This is a genomic window from Kribbella deserti (assembly GCF_042434725.1).
Taxonomy (GTDB): domain Bacteria; phylum Actinomycetota; class Actinomycetes; order Propionibacteriales; family Kribbellaceae; genus Kribbella; species Kribbella deserti.
This window is the reverse complement of the sequence record NZ_JBHLTC010000001.1, coordinates 387,789-402,688: the sequence shown is the minus strand read 5'-3', so window position 1 is coordinate 402,688 and position 14,900 is coordinate 387,789. Positions and strand designations below refer to the sequence as shown.

General features: G+C 65.6%; 13 protein-coding genes, 2 tRNA genes and 1 pseudogene. 7 read left to right on the top strand and 9 right to left on the bottom strand.

What is annotated here, in order from left to right; genetic code table 11:
• Nucleotides 1-136 precede the first annotated feature (136 nt).
• A pseudogene (locus tag ACFFGN_RS01855) lies at nt 137-610 on the bottom strand (bifunctional DNA primase/polymerase); the annotation flags it as partial.
• A gap of 7 nt (nt 611-617) precedes the next feature.
• The gene (locus ACFFGN_RS01850; RefSeq protein WP_380043462.1) at nt 618-1,490 is read right to left on the bottom strand and encodes a class I SAM-dependent methyltransferase; all 873 of its coding nucleotides are present in this window, start codon (nt 1,488-1,490) and stop codon (nt 618-620) included.
• A gap of 286 nt (nt 1,491-1,776) precedes the next feature.
• On the opposite strand from ACFFGN_RS01850, the gene ACFFGN_RS01845 reads away from it, so the two are divergent.
• The gene (locus tag ACFFGN_RS01845; protein ID WP_380043460.1) at nt 1,777-1,905 is read left to right on the top strand and encodes a hypothetical protein; all 129 of its coding nucleotides are present in this window, start codon (nt 1,777-1,779) and stop codon (nt 1,903-1,905) included.
• Between the two features lie 677 nt (nt 1,906-2,582).
• Here the strand turns inward: ACFFGN_RS01845 and ACFFGN_RS01840 are convergent.
• Complete coding sequence (locus ACFFGN_RS01840) at nt 2,583-3,074, bottom strand: hypothetical protein (protein WP_380043459.1); 492 nt, start codon at nt 3,072-3,074, stop codon at nt 2,583-2,585.
• Nucleotides 3,075-3,595: 521 nt separating this feature from the next.
• Between ACFFGN_RS01840 and ACFFGN_RS01835 the strand changes: the two genes are divergently transcribed.
• The gene (locus ACFFGN_RS01835) at nt 3,596-4,987 is read left to right on the top strand and encodes an NsdA family TPR-like regulatory protein (protein WP_380043458.1); all 1,392 of its coding nucleotides are present in this window, start codon (nt 3,596-3,598) and stop codon (nt 4,985-4,987) included.
• Nucleotides 4,938-5,492 (top strand): SAM-dependent methyltransferase, encoded by a 555-nt coding sequence (locus ACFFGN_RS01830; protein WP_380043457.1) that lies wholly within the window; start codon nt 4,938-4,940, stop codon nt 5,490-5,492. Before ACFFGN_RS01835 ends, ACFFGN_RS01830 begins: the two co-directional genes overlap by 50 nt.
• 106 nt (nt 5,493-5,598) lie before the next feature.
• On the opposite strand, the gene ACFFGN_RS01825 is transcribed toward ACFFGN_RS01830, so the two are convergent.
• Nucleotides 5,599-5,672 (bottom strand) — tRNA-Ile (locus ACFFGN_RS01825).
• A 240-nt stretch (nt 5,673-5,912) separates the two neighbouring features.
• On the opposite strand from ACFFGN_RS01825, the gene ACFFGN_RS01820 reads away from it, so the two are divergent.
• Nucleotides 5,913-6,053, top strand: a complete 141-nt coding sequence (locus ACFFGN_RS01820; RefSeq protein ID WP_380043456.1) for a hypothetical protein — start codon at nt 5,913-5,915, stop codon at nt 6,051-6,053.
• Nucleotides 6,054-6,251: 198 nt separating this feature from the next.
• On the opposite strand, the gene ACFFGN_RS01815 is transcribed toward ACFFGN_RS01820, so the two are convergent.
• From ACFFGN_RS01815 to ACFFGN_RS01795, 5 genes are all read right to left on the bottom strand, one after another.
• Nucleotides 6,252-6,324: transfer RNA gene (locus ACFFGN_RS01815), tRNA-Asn, on the bottom strand.
• A gap of 134 nt (nt 6,325-6,458) precedes the next feature.
• On the bottom strand, nt 6,459-7,028 hold the full coding sequence (locus tag ACFFGN_RS01810; RefSeq protein ID WP_380043454.1) for a hypothetical protein: 570 nt from the start codon (nt 7,026-7,028) through the stop codon (nt 6,459-6,461).
• 32 nt (nt 7,029-7,060) lie between these two features.
• A complete protein-coding gene (locus ACFFGN_RS01805; RefSeq protein WP_380043453.1) occupies nt 7,061-7,849 on the bottom strand; it encodes an alpha/beta fold hydrolase in 789 nt (262 codons plus the stop codon).
• A 20-nt stretch (nt 7,850-7,869) separates the two neighbouring features.
• Entirely contained in the window at nt 7,870-8,892 is a 1,023-nt protein-coding gene (locus ACFFGN_RS01800; protein WP_380043452.1) for a LacI family DNA-binding transcriptional regulator, read from the bottom strand.
• Nucleotides 8,893-8,905: 13 nt separating this feature from the next.
• The gene (locus tag ACFFGN_RS01795) at nt 8,906-11,326 is read right to left on the bottom strand and encodes a glycoside hydrolase family 3 N-terminal domain-containing protein (protein WP_380043451.1); all 2,421 of its coding nucleotides are present in this window, start codon (nt 11,324-11,326) and stop codon (nt 8,906-8,908) included.
• A 342-nt stretch (nt 11,327-11,668) separates the two neighbouring features.
• Between ACFFGN_RS01795 and ACFFGN_RS01790 the strand changes: the two genes are divergently transcribed.
• The 3 genes from ACFFGN_RS01790 to ACFFGN_RS01780 all read left to right on the top strand — a co-directional run bounded on the left by ACFFGN_RS01790 (nt 11,669) and on the right by ACFFGN_RS01780 (nt 14,830).
• A complete protein-coding gene (locus tag ACFFGN_RS01790) occupies nt 11,669-13,021 on the top strand; it encodes an extracellular solute-binding protein (RefSeq protein WP_380043450.1) in 1,353 nt (450 codons plus the stop codon).
• 80 nt (nt 13,022-13,101) lie between these two features.
• Entirely contained in the window at nt 13,102-13,944 is an 843-nt protein-coding gene (locus tag ACFFGN_RS01785) for a carbohydrate ABC transporter permease (RefSeq protein WP_380043653.1), read from the top strand.
• Nucleotide 13,945: 1 nt separating this feature from the next.
• Entirely contained in the window at nt 13,946-14,830 is an 885-nt protein-coding gene (locus ACFFGN_RS01780; RefSeq protein WP_380043449.1) for a carbohydrate ABC transporter permease, read from the top strand.
• The last annotated feature ends 70 nt before the right edge of the window (nt 14,831-14,900 follow it).

Sequence of the window (14,900 nt, the reverse complement as noted above, 5' to 3'; positions counted from 1 at the left end):
CTCATTCGATTGCCGCATCAACGAGTGGCGGCATCCCCGGGCGCTGCTGGCCGGTGTCGCCGAGCCCGGCGAAGACGCGATCGAACGCGTCCATCCGTCGATGTGGCTGCCAGTGCGTCTGATACGGCTGAACCAGCCACCGACTCTGCCCGGTGGTCTCGATCCGGGTTCCAGGAGCTGCGATCCACCCGCTGCTTCCGGAATGTAGAACACCGCCACTGGCTGCCACCAACTCATACCGCAGCGATCCACACTCCAGGTAGAAGTGCCATCGCCGTCCACGTGGCGCCATCGCTGTAGGGCATGTCGTTCTGATCTGCTGGTGCAACACCGCACCGAGCGAGGCAGGAACGTCAACGACGTCGAACCACGCGGTCACCAGCGCGATATCCCAGCCGTGCTCACGCCAGGTCGCGCCAACCTCAACCGGATCTGTCGAGGCCAGATCAGTGACCGGGTGCGGCTCCACGCAGGAACCAGTTCTGCAAGGGCATCGTCCGTCCCGCGGTACTGCCAACGGCGAGACCGGCCAGCCGTGCTCGGCGTAGCGAATCGCCTCTTCACGTTTCTGGCGCGCTCGCCTCGCCAGCCAACGTACGTACCGATTCATCAGTCACTCACTCACGTGATCCGATCGCGAGGAACAACGAACTCGCCGGCACCAACTCCGGATACTCATCCGCGATCCGCGCGCACTCCAGCGCAGTCGTGAGTGGGTCAGTCTCAGTCAGCGTTGCCGGCAACTCGCTTCCTTTGAAATGCGCGTCCAGCGCGACCGTGAGCCAGCCGCCGGGTCCGGTCAGGCCGTGGACGGTGACCCGGGTAAGACCCACACCGTTCAGCTCGGTCCGTAGCTGAGGCAAGCTGTGGTAAAACGTGTGTGCCATTCGCTCGTTCGCACCGCTGAACCCCGTCTTGAGGATTCCCTCAACGATCTCGCCGCGCTGTAGGAGCGTGTTGGCGAGCGCAGCACCAATTAGATTGGCGGCCCGGTTGATCGCTATAACCGCGAGGACACCGCCTGGCTTAAGAACACGGACGGCCTCACGAAGAGCAAGCCGTCGGTCGGTCGCCTCGACCAGGTGGTACATCGGTCCGGCCAGTAACGCGGCATCGAAGGTCTCGTTCTCCCATGGCAGGCGGCGCGCGTCGCCGATCACTGCCGGAACACCAGCGGCCTTCGCTTGGTCGATGTGGCGCTGCACCGGGTCGAGCAGAGCGACGCTGTAGCCCTGGTCCTGCATCCACCGTGCGTGCACGCCAGGGCCACCACCGATATCAGCAACTCGAGCAGGCGTAGCCGGTAGGTGCTGCGCCAGGTAGTCATGCAAACGTGCACGCTCCAGGTTGCCCTTGAGCGTGCTGCTCAGCCGTTGAGACTCGTCCCACCGCTCCGTGTAGTGACTCAAAATTTCACCGGCGACCGGCGAAACGCCCGGCTGCTCGCCGCTACGAATGGTCGTAGGCATCGCAGAAACATGCTCGGACATAGGGGATTCCTTTCCAGTTCACTTGGTGTAGGACGCCCAAGGGGCGGGAGCATCTGAGCGGGAAGCCCTAGCGATCTGTCGTTGTGAGGCGATGTCCACCTGAGTGAGGGCTGAACCGCCAGGGCTTCCCGGTCTAGGCGCGGACGAATACGGGCGCAGCGACCGGCGCCTGCACCACGCGCAAGCGTGGTGTGCCGTCGGCGTCAGGCGCAGCGACCTCACATCCGCCCGCCGTTCATGGCCGCGACCTAGTCGCGGCAATTACGGGAGAGATCGCGTCAGCCACATGGATGACGACACTAAGGTCGTCTTCCAACTGGGCGATCCGCTGATCGACTCGCTCACCAAGGTCACCGAGTGCTGGCACTACAACGCCCGCCGCCCGGTACCTGGTGATCGCGGCCACGAGGTTTGAGAAGCCTGCCGTGGCAGTGGCTCGCCGGTCGAAGTAGGTGACACCGAGCATCAGGCTCGACCTCGCAGCGAAGGCCGAAAGTTGAGCCTCGACCGCGATCCGTTCCGCTTCGCCCCCAGTAGGTGTAAGTAGCGCGTAGCCAAGGACTAACGGCTTCAGCCTCGTGACTTCCCCCATGACCGAGTCTCTCTTCTCTAATCGCAGTGACAACTGGAACGGTGTTGCTTGCTCCCGCCGCACCCCAAGGACGAAGGGCAACGCACAACTTCCGCGCGGGCCCGCCAAACCCAATACCGACAGGACGACATAGCTGTGACAAGTGAAGGACCGCCCTGTCAGTACGGGCCACGGCATGGCGCTGCTCGCCCAGCGGCCAGCTGTGTCCACGTCCGAGGTTGGGTAGACCTCGGAGTCCGTGGTTGGTGTCCCGCTGCCCCGCTCCGGTGGGCCAGCATCGAGGCAGCGGGACGTCCTGCCGAGGGCGTTGCGGTCCCTCGGAGGTGGAACGGCGCGTGGGCGCAGACCTCGGGCAGTACGCCCACGCGCCGGATCAGGGAGTGCCTCGGCGCCGCGCAACGAGGGTGGTCGGTCGGTACCGAGGCACTCAAGCAGGCGGCCGGCGCAGCACGGCGTGACGCCGCCCCGCGTTGCCAGTGACCGCATCGGCCACCTGCCGCTCATGGGACCCCACCCGGCTCACGCTGCCCCCGAGCAGGCGCCTCCGAGGGCAGCGGAGCCAACCGAGAACCGCGCATGAGGCTCTCGGAGTGGATCGACGAGCGGGACGCAGTACGTCGGCTACGCGTCCGCTCGCGGGCTTTGATGGGAGTCCCGACGCGCTGCCTCAAGGTGGTGAGCAGCGCACCGGGACTCCGGGAAAGGGGCCGACTCTGCGATGAGGAGTCGCAGGCGATCGATCGCGCCAGCCCCTGGTCAAAAGACGGATCAGCAACAGCAATCGCGACACCGGCGTCGGTGAACTCCGCCACCACGCGGTCCGGATCGCCGAGCGGGTCCAGGTGCAGCAGCGACGGCACGGCGACCAGACGAACATCGTCCAGCTCTAGCGCCGCCCGAAGCGCTTCCAGCCCGATCGAGCCGGTCTCAACCGAGTCGCTGAAGATCCCGCCCAGCTCAAGCCCATGCATCTCGGCGAACTCGGTGAACATCGTGAGCACAGCCGCTCGTTCTTTCGCGGTCATCATGAAGTGCTGCCGGTAGTAGCAATGAAGCGTCTTCTGTCCCATGAGATCCCCCCGATCGATAGGTGGTCCGTGATCTTGGGCTGTACACAAAGAGGGCGGGGCAAGCGCCGTCCTGGTCAGCTCGTACTCACCGATTTCTGAACCAGCTCGTTTGTTACCCGCAGTGACTGGTACCGCTGGCGCATCCCGGCCTCGTACCGCTCTGCCGCCGCTGGAGTGGAGCAGACCTTCTGAGCGACGACGTTCTCGCCGAACCAGACACGGACGTGGTGCCTCGTGCGGATTCGTGAAGCCATGTCACTGCCCGCCCGTTCTGCGGTAATCATTTTCAAATTCGCCTCCGTCCTCGTGATTGTGAAGGGCCAGCGGCCCACCGCTTCTCGACACATCGAGCGAACCATCCGCTACGGTGAGTTGGCATCGGCTTAGGGCAGTGGGTGTGGTGAAAGTGGTGAACGGCCGCACCTGTTTTGGTGCTGGGGAGGATGACCGTGGCAAGGGAGCGACAGCGCAACGTCAAGCTGGCCGCCTTGATCGAGGAGGCCAACTGGACGCATGCGCAGGTTGCAATCGCCTTCGGACGGGTCGCTTACGAGCGTGGGGCAACCGAGTTCGCGAGCATCGGCCGATCGCACGTCTCGAAGTGGATCGCTGGCTACACGCCGTCCGGCTTAGCTCCGGCGATACTGGCCGAGGCCCTCACTCGTCAGCTGCGCCGAACCGTTACGCCTGATGAGATTGGCCTCACAGCGTCGTCGACGCCGCCAGGTATCGATTGGAATGCGGATACGCTTTCGACGTTGGTCGATCTCGGGAGAGGCACCTTGGATGTCGAGCGCAGATCGATTCTGCGAGCCGCTGGCTATTCCGTCGCTGCCCTTGCTGTGCCAGGAGAGGCCTGGTGGGGCCAGGCACCTCTGACAAAGGCATCCAATGCAGGTAGCCGGATCGTCGGGTCAGGTGATCTGGAGGCGGTCAGGGAGACCGTCCAGCTCTTCACTCGAATCGATCAACGGCGGGGTGGCGGGCACGCCAAGGCAGCCGTCGTGCAGTATCTGGCGTCCGACGTTGCTAGTTACCTCAACGGGACCTACACCGATGAAACGATCCGTCGCGGCATGTTCTCTACGGCTGGCGAACTTGCCTACCTGGTCGGCTGGATGGCATTCGACAACAGCGAACATGCCATCGCGCAGCGGTACTTCACAGTCGGAGCAAAACTTGCAGCCGAAGCCCGCGACCCGGCGCTCGCCGGCCACATCCTGCGCGCCATGGCTCACCAAGCAGTCGACTTAGGCCATCATCGCGAAGCCGTTCACGTCGCAGAGGCCTCGATCGCGGGCAGCCGCTACCAGGAAGCCAGCCCCCGGGAAAGGGCGCTGCTCGGCGTAGTCCATGCCAGAGCATTGGCAGCGGACGGTCAAAAGTCTCAGGCCGCGCGGGCGCTTCTGCGCGCTGAGGATGACCTGCGGTCCGCCACGCCAGATGACGACGAGCCCGGCAGGGTCTTCTTCTTCGGTGAAGCAAGCCTGGCGCACGAGACAGCCTGCACGCTTCGCGATCTCGGCGATGTTCAAGGATCAATCAAGGAGTTCCGTAGGAGCGTTCGGACGCGGAAGGCCGCAACCTTCACCCGCACCCACGCTGTCACCCTCGGCTATCTCGGTGCCGTGCAGGCCAAGTCCGGCGCAATCGACGAGGCCTGCGGTACCTGGTCGGAAGCCCTGAACGTGATGGACGGCATCCACTCGGGTCGCGCGCTGCAAGCCGTACGCGACATGCGCTCTGGCCTCTCGAATTATCGCGCCAAAGGCATCCGCACGGTCAATGAACTGGACCAGCGCGCTGCCCGATACCTCGCCACCGTCGCCCGATAACTCACCCACAGGGACACAGATGACCTCCGAATCGTTCTCCGTCGAGCCCGTCGCAACCGTCGTCGGCGGACGCACCGAACCGACTGACGACTACTGGGGTGGCACGCAAGCCATCATCCGGATCGACAGCGACCGCTTCACGGCAGCGGCGACCGAAGGTCTCGAAGACTTCTCGCACCTCGAAGTCGTTTTTCACTTCCATCTCACCGACCAGAGCGACCTGAACCTCGGCTCACGTCGGCCTCGCGATAACCCAGACTGGCCCTCGGTTGGCATCTTCGGGCACCGCAACATGCGACGCATCAACTGGCTCGGCGTCTCTCGCTGCAAGCTGCTCAAGGTCGACGGACTCGATCTTCACGTTGAGGACCTCGACGCCGTCGACGGGACACCGATCCTCGACATCAAGCCCTGGTTCGCAGAGTTCGGCCCACGGGGCGACGTTCGCCAGGCCACCTGGACCACCGAGATGCTGGTCGACTACTTCGCACCGAAGCAGTCGTGAGCAGACTCTAGGGGGCCCAAATCGCGAAACTGGTCACGGAGTTGGTAACTGGAGCTGTGGCCAGGTGCCCCTGACTTGCATCATTGCAGGTCAGGGGCTTCTTCGGTGGGGCGGGTGGGACTCGAACCCACGACCCAGGGATTATGAGTCCCCTGCTCTAACCGGCTGAGCTACCGCCCCGGAACGGCCTCGTTGAGGACGTTTCGCCGGGAGATCGTATCCGGTCGGTGGGTGAACACGGCGCCCCAGGTGGTTGGGCGGGTCGGACCGCGGCGGGGCGGCGTGGGCGCGGGCGGTCTGCACGTTGGGGCGAAGCGCGCGGGGTGGCGTGGGAAATCAGGGGGTGGTCAGGGATGTGCCTGGGCGGGGAAGGGGGTGGGGCGCGAGATGATGGGGGTAGGTCTATCGAAGGGGACAGCGATGTTCTGGTTCATCCTGATCGTGCTCATTGTTGGTAGCGTCGCCGCGTGGAAGTTCCGGGTGCCGTTGCTGGCGAAGTTGACCGGGCAGCCGCAGCACCGGATTCAGCGGGCGATCGACAAGCGTAAGGAAGGTCGCTGATCAGGCTGTCGCTGAGCGGCGCCTGGGGAATCAGCACCCCCAGGCGCAGTAGGCGCCCTCACGCGCCGCAGGACTCAGGAGCGGAGGACTGGGCGCCGTAGGAGGCATTCGCGGCGGGCTGGGCGTAGGAAAGTCTGGGAGATGACGAGAGGCCGGTTCCCTGGTGGGGACCGGCCTTCGGTGGTGAGGCTGTTCTTGCTCCCGCGACTGGACTCGAACCAGTAACCTGCCGGTTAACAGCCGGCTGCTCTGCCAATTGAGCTACGCGGGATCGCGCTCGCCTCCCGATTTCCCGAAGGCTGGATTAGGTTAACAGGCCTGGGCCGCCCCTCAAAATCGGGTTTCCCGTCGCCCCTGCGAAGGGGTCGGGAGGGCCAGGCAGGTGCCCTCGGCATCGGTTGCGGGTCAGAGCCCGAGTTCGTCGCGGAGACCCTTGAGCGCGCCTTCCGCGGCGTCGATCAGACCGGGCCTGGTGGGCTCGATGCCCTTGTCCAGAACGAAATTCCAGGACACTTCGGCCGTGGTGTCAGCCGGATTGCGGCGGCCGACGACGCGGAGGCCCTTCTTGCCGGTGATCGGGTAGTGGCGCTGGATGACGATGCTCGCGCTGACCCGTTCGCGCAGGAGCTGGCCGAACTTGCCGAGGTCCTCGACCGGGAGGTGCGTTCCGGCCAGCGGCGTACCGAAGGCGGTGGTCTCCCAGACGTGCAGAATCGACTGCTCCGAGTCCCACTCGGCCCGCTCGATTTTCTCCCAGCCGATCCTCCGTACGTCGTACAACGGGCTGGCTCCGTCCGAGTCGGCGGCAGGGGCCGACGGCAGGTAAAGGGCGGAGCGGCCGCCCGCGAGCCAGCGGCCGTCGGGAAGCTGGATCGCGGACAGGATGCTCTCCTTGCCCACGCCGTCGGCTTCTGCGGCCAGCTTGACCGCGGTGGTGAGCTCGGGCGGCACTGGAGTACGGCGGAGTTTCAGCACCTAGCCATGATCGCAGGCGTCTAACAAGGGCCTTAGCCCAGGAGGAAGCCGGCGGCGAGCGTCGAGGCTTTGCCGCCGCTTGGGTAGAGGTGGCCCTTGCCTTCGTAGATGACGGCTCGGCCATCGGTGACGCCTGCAGCGGTACGTTCGAACAGATTGCGCGTATACAGCGGATCCTTCGCTCCACCGAGTACGAGGGTTGGAGCGGTCACATTCGACAGGTACGGCTCGGCGTCGAAGCGGTCCTCGGCCGACACAGTGGTGAGCATGTCGCCGTGGTCTACCCCGGAGACGGCTCGGCCGAGCAACCAGCCCATACCGCCTACAGGCCGCCGTAGAGCCCCGGGCGCGAGCACCCCGGCGAGATACGCGTAGGCGCCTCGTATGTCGCCTTCAGCCACTAGGCGCGCGAATTCCACCTGGATGTACCGGCCACGGTCCGAGAGGCTGCAGGCGGCTGACGCGATCACCATGCGCCGTACAAGCTGGGGGTTGTCCGCGGCAACCTGCAGCGCCACAGAACCGCCAGTAGAGGCTCCGTGCAGCAAAACCGGTTCGCTGAGCTCTTCGATGGCACTTGCGTAGTCAGTAGCTATATCCCGCAGCTCCCAGGTCTTGGGCATTCCGACGCGGCGCTGCAGCACATACACGGTGAAGTGCTGGGCGAACGGTTGAGCCGACGCCAAGGATGCGTGGCGGCTGAGACCGGTAGGAAGCTCGTTGGACGGCCCGAGGCCCGGCGACATCACTAGAACTGGCCCTTTGCCCAGCCGGAGGAACTCCAGGCCGTTCGCAAACCGGCCTTCGGTGGTCTCCGGCATGGGAAGTCCTCTCTAGTTGATCAAGGCGTTGCAGGGTTCGCGGCGGAGTCACGGACTATGAGGCGGGTGGCCAGCTCGACGTGGTGGGAGTCGACCTTCTCCCCTGCCGCCAACTGCAGGGCGGTACGCAGTGCGACGGCGCCCATCTCCTGCAGGGGCTGCCGCACGGTCGTGAGCTGGGGTGAAGCCAGACGAGCCACCTGAGTGTCGTCGAAGCCCACCACGCTCAGGTCCTCCGGTACGCGAAGACCGCGCGCCCGGGCCGCCTCCATCGCCCCGAGGGCCACCTCGTCGCTACCAGCGAAAATCGCGGTAGGCGGTTCTGGTAGATCCAGTAGCGCCGCACCACCCGCGAGGCCGTCGTCGTACAGGAACTCCCGCAGCCAGACGTACTCCTTGGGTACGGGCGCACCGGCCGCCTCCATCGCTCCGCGGAAGCCGTTCATCCGGGCCTGGTTGCAGCCCGAGGTCGGTGGTCCGCCGAGATAGGCGATCCGGCGGTGGCCGAGCGAGAGCAGGTACTGGGTGGCGGCCATTCCGCCCGCGAAGTTGGTCGAGCCGACGCTGGTGATATCCGGCTGGGCGATGTTGAGCGGGTCCACTACGACCAGCGGCAGGCGGGCTCGCGAAAGCGCGGCCAGGTCTGCCGCGGTCAGATCGCTGGTGATGCCGATCGCGGCACGCCGGCCGGTCGCGGTCAGCTCGCGGATCCACTGCGCAGCCCTACCGGTATTACGCGGCTGGTGCCGGTGCGGGCGCGAGCTCAGCACGACGTCGACCCCGGCGGCGTTGCCCGCTTCGAGTACGCCCTGGATCACTTCGATCGAGTAGCTGTTCAAGAAGCCCTGGTAGAACAGCTCGACCGTCGCCCGATCGACCGGTTCGGGCCGTCGCCCGACGTAGTCGTGCTGGCGCAGGATCTCCTGGACCCTGGCCCGGGTCGTCGGCGACACGTCGCTACGGCCGTTGAGCACCTTGGAGACGGTGGCGACGGAGACGCCTGCGGAGGTCGCGACGGTGGCCAAAGTGATGCGGCCGCTCACGGGCGGAACCTCCTCACGCTTCTCCTCCTGTCCTGAGGGCGTCGCCGGCGATCGGCGTCAGGTCAACAGGGGTCACCATCGTACGATCGTGTCCCACCAGACGCACATCTCCCACGATTCGCACGGTGCTCCGGCACGGCAGATCCATCGAGGACGTACCGGCGAGCACCTCGATGTCGCCCGGTTCGACAATCCGGCGCAGGTCCGCCGCGGTGTAGGCGGTGCGATCCGCGTGGACCTGGAAAGTGACGTCCACTCCGGCGCCGGGCTCCAGCGACACCCGCGCGAACCCGATCAGCAGCTTCAACGGCCGCGCGACCTGGGCCACCACGTCGTGCAGGTACAACTGAACGACCTCGTCCCCCGCCCTGGCCCCGGTGTTGCGAACCCGAACGGTTGCCGTGAACTCCCCGTCAGTCGGGATCTCCCCTGCGCTCATCCGCAGGTTCTCCACCTCAAAGCTGGTGTACGACGCGCCGAATCCGAACGGGAACAGCGGTACGGCGTCCAGGCCGCTGATGCCGGCGCTCTCCACACTGCCGAGAGGTGGTTGCAGGTACGTGCCGGGTTGTCCCCCAACGTGGCGCGGAATCTGCACGGGCAGCTTGCCGCCGGGCACAACCCTGCCGCTGAGGACCCCAGCAATCGCCGTACCGCCCTCTTGACCTGGGATGAACGCCTGCACCAGACCCGCGGCACGTTCCGCGAAGTCGCCGAGCGCGTACGGCCGGCCGGAGACCACTACGACGACTACCGGCGTTCCAGTATCTAGAAGCTGGTTCAGCAGTTCGTGTTGTACGCCGGGCAGGCGGAGGTCTTCGGCGTCGCAGCCCTCTCCCGACGAGCCGTGCCCGAACAGGCCGGACAAGTCGCCGACATAGGCGACACAAACGTCAGCGCTGCGAGCCGCCTCGACAGCCGCGGCGATCCCGGAACGGTCGTCTCCCAGCACTGAACAGCCTGGTTCGTGTACGAGCTCGATATTTCCGAGTTCGTCGCGCAAGGCGTCCACCGCGCTCTGCACCTCGATCCCGAGACCACGGTCGGGGTAACGCGGCAACACGTGGTTGGGGAACGCGTAGCACCCCATGAGCGTGCGGGGATCGCCCGAGCACGGTCCAACGACTGCTACCCGCTGCAGCGCGGGACGGTTCTCCCCGAGCAGCGGTAGGGCCGAACCGGCGTCCAGCAAGACGATCGACTTCTCGGCCACCTCCCGGGCAAGAGCCCGGTTAGCCGGGGAATCGAGATCCACCGTCTCCTTGCGGACTGAGCCTTTTGGAGTCCAGTCCGGGTCCAGCAGACCTAGTTGCGCCTTCTGTACGAGTAGACGCCGGGCGGCACGGTCGACCAGGTCCTCTGACAGTTGGCCCGACTTCACTCGTTCGACCAGGCCCGAGCCGAAGCCGAGCGTGTCCGGGAGTTCGACGTCCGTCCCGGCGGTGAGCGCGAGGGCGCCCGCGGCGTCGACATCCTCGGCCACGCGGTGCATCGTCGCGAGGAACGGGACCGCCCAGTAGTCCGAAACCACCGTGCCGGTGAAGCCCCAGGCGTCGCGGAGCAACTCCGTGAACAGCCACGGATCGGCGCTCGCCGGCAGGCCGTCGATATCGGAGTACGAGCTCATCACCGAGCCCGCGCCGGCCGTCGCGATCGCCATCTCGAACGTCGGCAGGATGACGTCGAGCAACTCGCGGCGGCCCATTGACACCGGGCCGTGGTTCCGAGCCGCCCGGGAGGCGGAGTACCCGGCGAAATGTTTCAGAGTGGCGATCACGCCGGCGCTCTGCAGACCGCGCACGTACGCCGAACCGAGCAGGCCCACCAGGTACGGGTCTTCGCCGATCGTCTCCTCCACGCGGCCCCAGCGATAGTCACGTACGACGTCGAGCACCGGCGAAAGGCCTTGGTGTACGCCGAGTGCGGCCATGTCGCTTCCGATCGCGGCGGCCATTCGCTCCACCAACGCCGGGTCGAACGTCGCGCCCCACGCCAGCGCCGTCGGGTAGACCGTGGCCCCGTAGGTGGTGAAACCGGTCAGGCATTCCTCGTGCACGAGCGCCGGGATGCCGAGGCGGGAACCGGCCAGGACCACCTCGTGCTGGCGGATGATCTCCGCGACGCCCTCGTCGACCGTGAGCGGGACGCTGCCCCAGACCCGGGTGAGGTGGCCCAGGCCGTTGCGGCTCGCCTCGTCCAGCGGGATCGTGCCGCCGGCCGCGAAGACGTCCTGCATCGGAGCGACGTTGATCTGCTCCTCGGTGGGCCGCTCGACGTCGGCCATGTCGTTGCCCGCCCACCGGCTGCCGAGCTGCGCGACCTTCTCATCGAGCGTCATCGCCTGCAGCAGGAGCTCGGCCCGCTTCTCGGCCGAGAGCGAGGTCTGCCACAAAGGCCGCTCGTCGGGACCGGTCGCCGCGTTAGAGCTCGTCACGAAATTCTCCCTGCTACTCAGCCAGTGTTGATGCGAAGTATCGAAAAGTTTCGAAGATTGCGACTACTGTCTTCAATGACAGTCGATCTGCCTTCGCTCGCTAGATTCCCTCGTAAATAGGTGAATCTGCCGAGTCACTCTCCCCCAGCAAAGCTGGGACTTCAAGACCTTGACAGCGTCATCTCCGAAACCTACGTTACGAAACACAGTTTCGACCGACAGGTGCTTCCGCTACCTCGTGGAGCAGTCGGCTCGCGCGGCTCAAGGTCGCGCCGACGGTCATCGCACCTGATAACCCACACGCCGTGGAGTGGTCCACGGCCACGGAGTACGGAGATCACGGTGGATCCCATCACGACATCCCGGCGCACTTTCCTCCGCTTGACCGCCGGCGGCGCGGTCGCTGCCGGGCTCGCCGCTTGCGGCACCTCCGGCCCACAGAGTTCCGGCGGCTCCTCCACCGGGGCGGGCACCGGCGGAGCCACCTACTGGTTCCTCACCGGCCAGCCTCAGCAGGCCATTCGCGAAGCCCAGGTCAAACGGTTCAACGAGGCGAATTCCGCCACCCCGATCAAGACCACCCAGTTCCAGAACGACGCCTACAAGCAGAAGATCAAGACCGCGATCGGCGCGGGTCAGGGCCCGACGCTGATCTGGGGCTGGGGCGGCGGCGGCCTGAAGAGCTACGTCGACGCGAACCAGGTCGAGGACCTTACCGACTGGTTCGGCCAGAACGCCGAGCTCAAGAACCAGATCTTCCCGTCGGCCTTCGGCGCGGCGACCGTGAACGGCAAGATCTACGCGATGCCGGTCGAGACCACCACCCCGATCGTTCTGTACTGGAACAAGAAGGTGTTCGACAGCGTCGGCGTGCAGCCGCCGCAGTCGTGGGGCGACATCATGGACCTGGTGCCGAAGTTCAACGAGAAGGGCATCGCGCCGTTCTCGCTCGGTGGCCAGTCCCGCTGGACCAACATGATGTGGCTGGAGTTCCTCTTTGACCGGATCGGTGGCGAAGAGGTCTTCCAGAACATCTTCGACGGCAAGCCGAACGCGTGGTCCGATCCCTCCTCGCTGAAGGCCCTCGAGGAGATGCAGAAGCTGATCAAGGCCAACGGCTTCATCAAGGGCTTCTCCTCCATCACCGCCGACTCGAACGCCGACCAGGCACTGCTCTACACCGGCAAGGCCGCGATGATGCTGCACGGCGCCTGGACCTACGGCGGCATGAAGGCCGACGGCGGCGACTTCGTCACGGGCGGACACCTCGGCTACATGAACTTCCCGCCGGTCGACGGCGGCAAGGGCGATCCGAGCAGCACCGTCGGCAACCCCGGGCAGTACCTCTCGATCTCGTCCAAGGCCACCGAGCAGGAGAAGGAGGTCGCCAAGAAGTTCCTGGCCACCTCAACGCTCGACGCCGCCTCGGTCGACGCCTGGATCGCCTCCGGCAGCGTGCCGGTGGTGAAGGGCACCGAGGCGAAGCTCAAGGCCGTCGCGGACAAGAACGACGCCGCCTGGCTCAGCTTCGTGTACGACACCTCGAGCAAGGCGAAGAACTTCGGCCAGTCCTGGGACCAGGCCCTCAGCCCGACCGCGGCGGAGACACTGCTCGACAACATCGCCAAGCTGTTCCAGCTGTCCATCTCGCCGCAGCAGTTCGCGGACAACATGAACGCGGTGATCGGCAAGTGACCGTGGCCGCTCCGCCCGATGCGCAGGTCGTTGGGCGGACCGCTCCCTCGCGCGCCGGGCGGAGCGGCCCGGTGGCCTGGATGGTGATCCCGGCGCTGCTGATCTTCGTGGTCTTCGGCGTCGTACCGCTGCTCGGGGTATTGCTGCTCAGCTTCGCCCAGTGGGACGGCCTCGGCCCGATCAGCCTGGCCGGGCTGTCGAACTGGCGCACCGTGCTCAACGACCCGGGCCTACCGCATACGGTCCTGGTGACGTTCGAGGTGATGATCCTGTCCTGGCTGGTGCAGACGCCGTTGAGCCTGTTGCTCGGGGTGTTCCTCGCGGGCCGCCAGCGCTATCGCGCGTTACTGGCGGTGCTCTACTTCATCCCCTTGCTGCTCAGCTCCGCGGCGATCGCCATCACCTACAAGGCCTTGCTGGACCCGAACTTCGGGCTCGGCGCCGGACTGAAGATCGGCTTTCTGACTCAGGACTGGCTCGGCAACAGCAACCTCGCCCTCGGCGTGGTCATCTTCGTTGTGTCATGGCAGTTCATTCCCTTTCACTCGCTCATCTATCAAGGTGGCGTCCGGCAGATTCCAGCCACCATGTACGAGGCGGCATCCATCGACGGCGCCGGCCGGATCCGCCAGTTCTTCAGCATCACCGTGCCTCAGCTGAAGTACACGATCATCACCTCCTCCACGCTGATGGTGGTGGGCTCGCTGACCTTCTTCGATCTGATCTTCGTCCTGACCGCGGGCGGTCCCGGCGACGCGACCCGGGTGCTCGCGCTCGACATGTACAAGCGCGGATTCCAGGCCAACCTGATGGGTCCCGCCAGCGTGATCGCGGTCCTGCTCGTACTGCTCGGACTTGCCTTGGCGTTGTTGCTGAGAAGGCTTGGCGGCAGTACGACGGCAAGCCAGCAGGAAGGGGCCTGACATGGCGGTGGTGACCAGCAACGTGGCCGCGCCGGCCGTGCGCGGTGGATCCTCCCGCGCCCGGCGGCTGCTCCGGCTGAACTGGCTCGGCGGCACCGCTGGCTGGATCTGGCTCGTGATCGTGTTGATCCCGCTCTACTGGATCGTGATTACGAGTTTCAAGGACCAGGGCGCGTACTTCACCCAGAACCCCTTCGCCTTGCCGACCGACCCAACCGTGGCCAACTACGGCCTCGTGATCAGGTCGGACTTCCCGCGGTACTTCCTGAACAGCGTGATCGTTACTATCGGCACCATCCTGCCCGCGGTCGCGATCTCTTTCATGGCGGCATACGCGATCGTGCGCGGTGCGGGTAGCCGCTTCCTCGCCGGCGTCAACGGGTTGTTCCTGATGGGGTTGGCGATTCCGCTGCAGGCGACGATCATTCCGGTCTATCTGCTGATCATCCGGATGAAGATGTACGACAGTCTGCTCGCGATCATTCTGCCCTCGATCGCCTTCTCGATCCCACTGTCGATCCTGGTGCTCACGAACTTCATTCGGGACGTGCCGAAGGAACTCTTCGAGTCCATGCGCGTCGACGGCGCGAGCGAGTGGGGAATGCTGCGCGGTCTCGCCTTGCCGCTGACCAGGCCCGCGCTGGTGACGGTCAGCATTTACAACGGTCTTGGCGTCTGGAACGGATTCCTGCTGCCGTTGATCCTGACGCAGAGCCCCGACAAGCGAACGCTGCCGCTCGCGTTGTGGACCTTCCAGGGGCAGTACAGCGTGAACGTGCCCGCGGTACTCGCGTCGGTCGTGCTCACCACCTTGCCCATCGTGATCCTGTACGCGATCGGGCGGCGCCAGCTGTTGAGCGGGCTCACCGCCGGATTCAGCCGCTGACCCTTCAACGCACGGCACGCCTTGCCGTCCTGGAGCCGAGGCCGGCAATCGCCGCGGGCCTCGGCAGGGC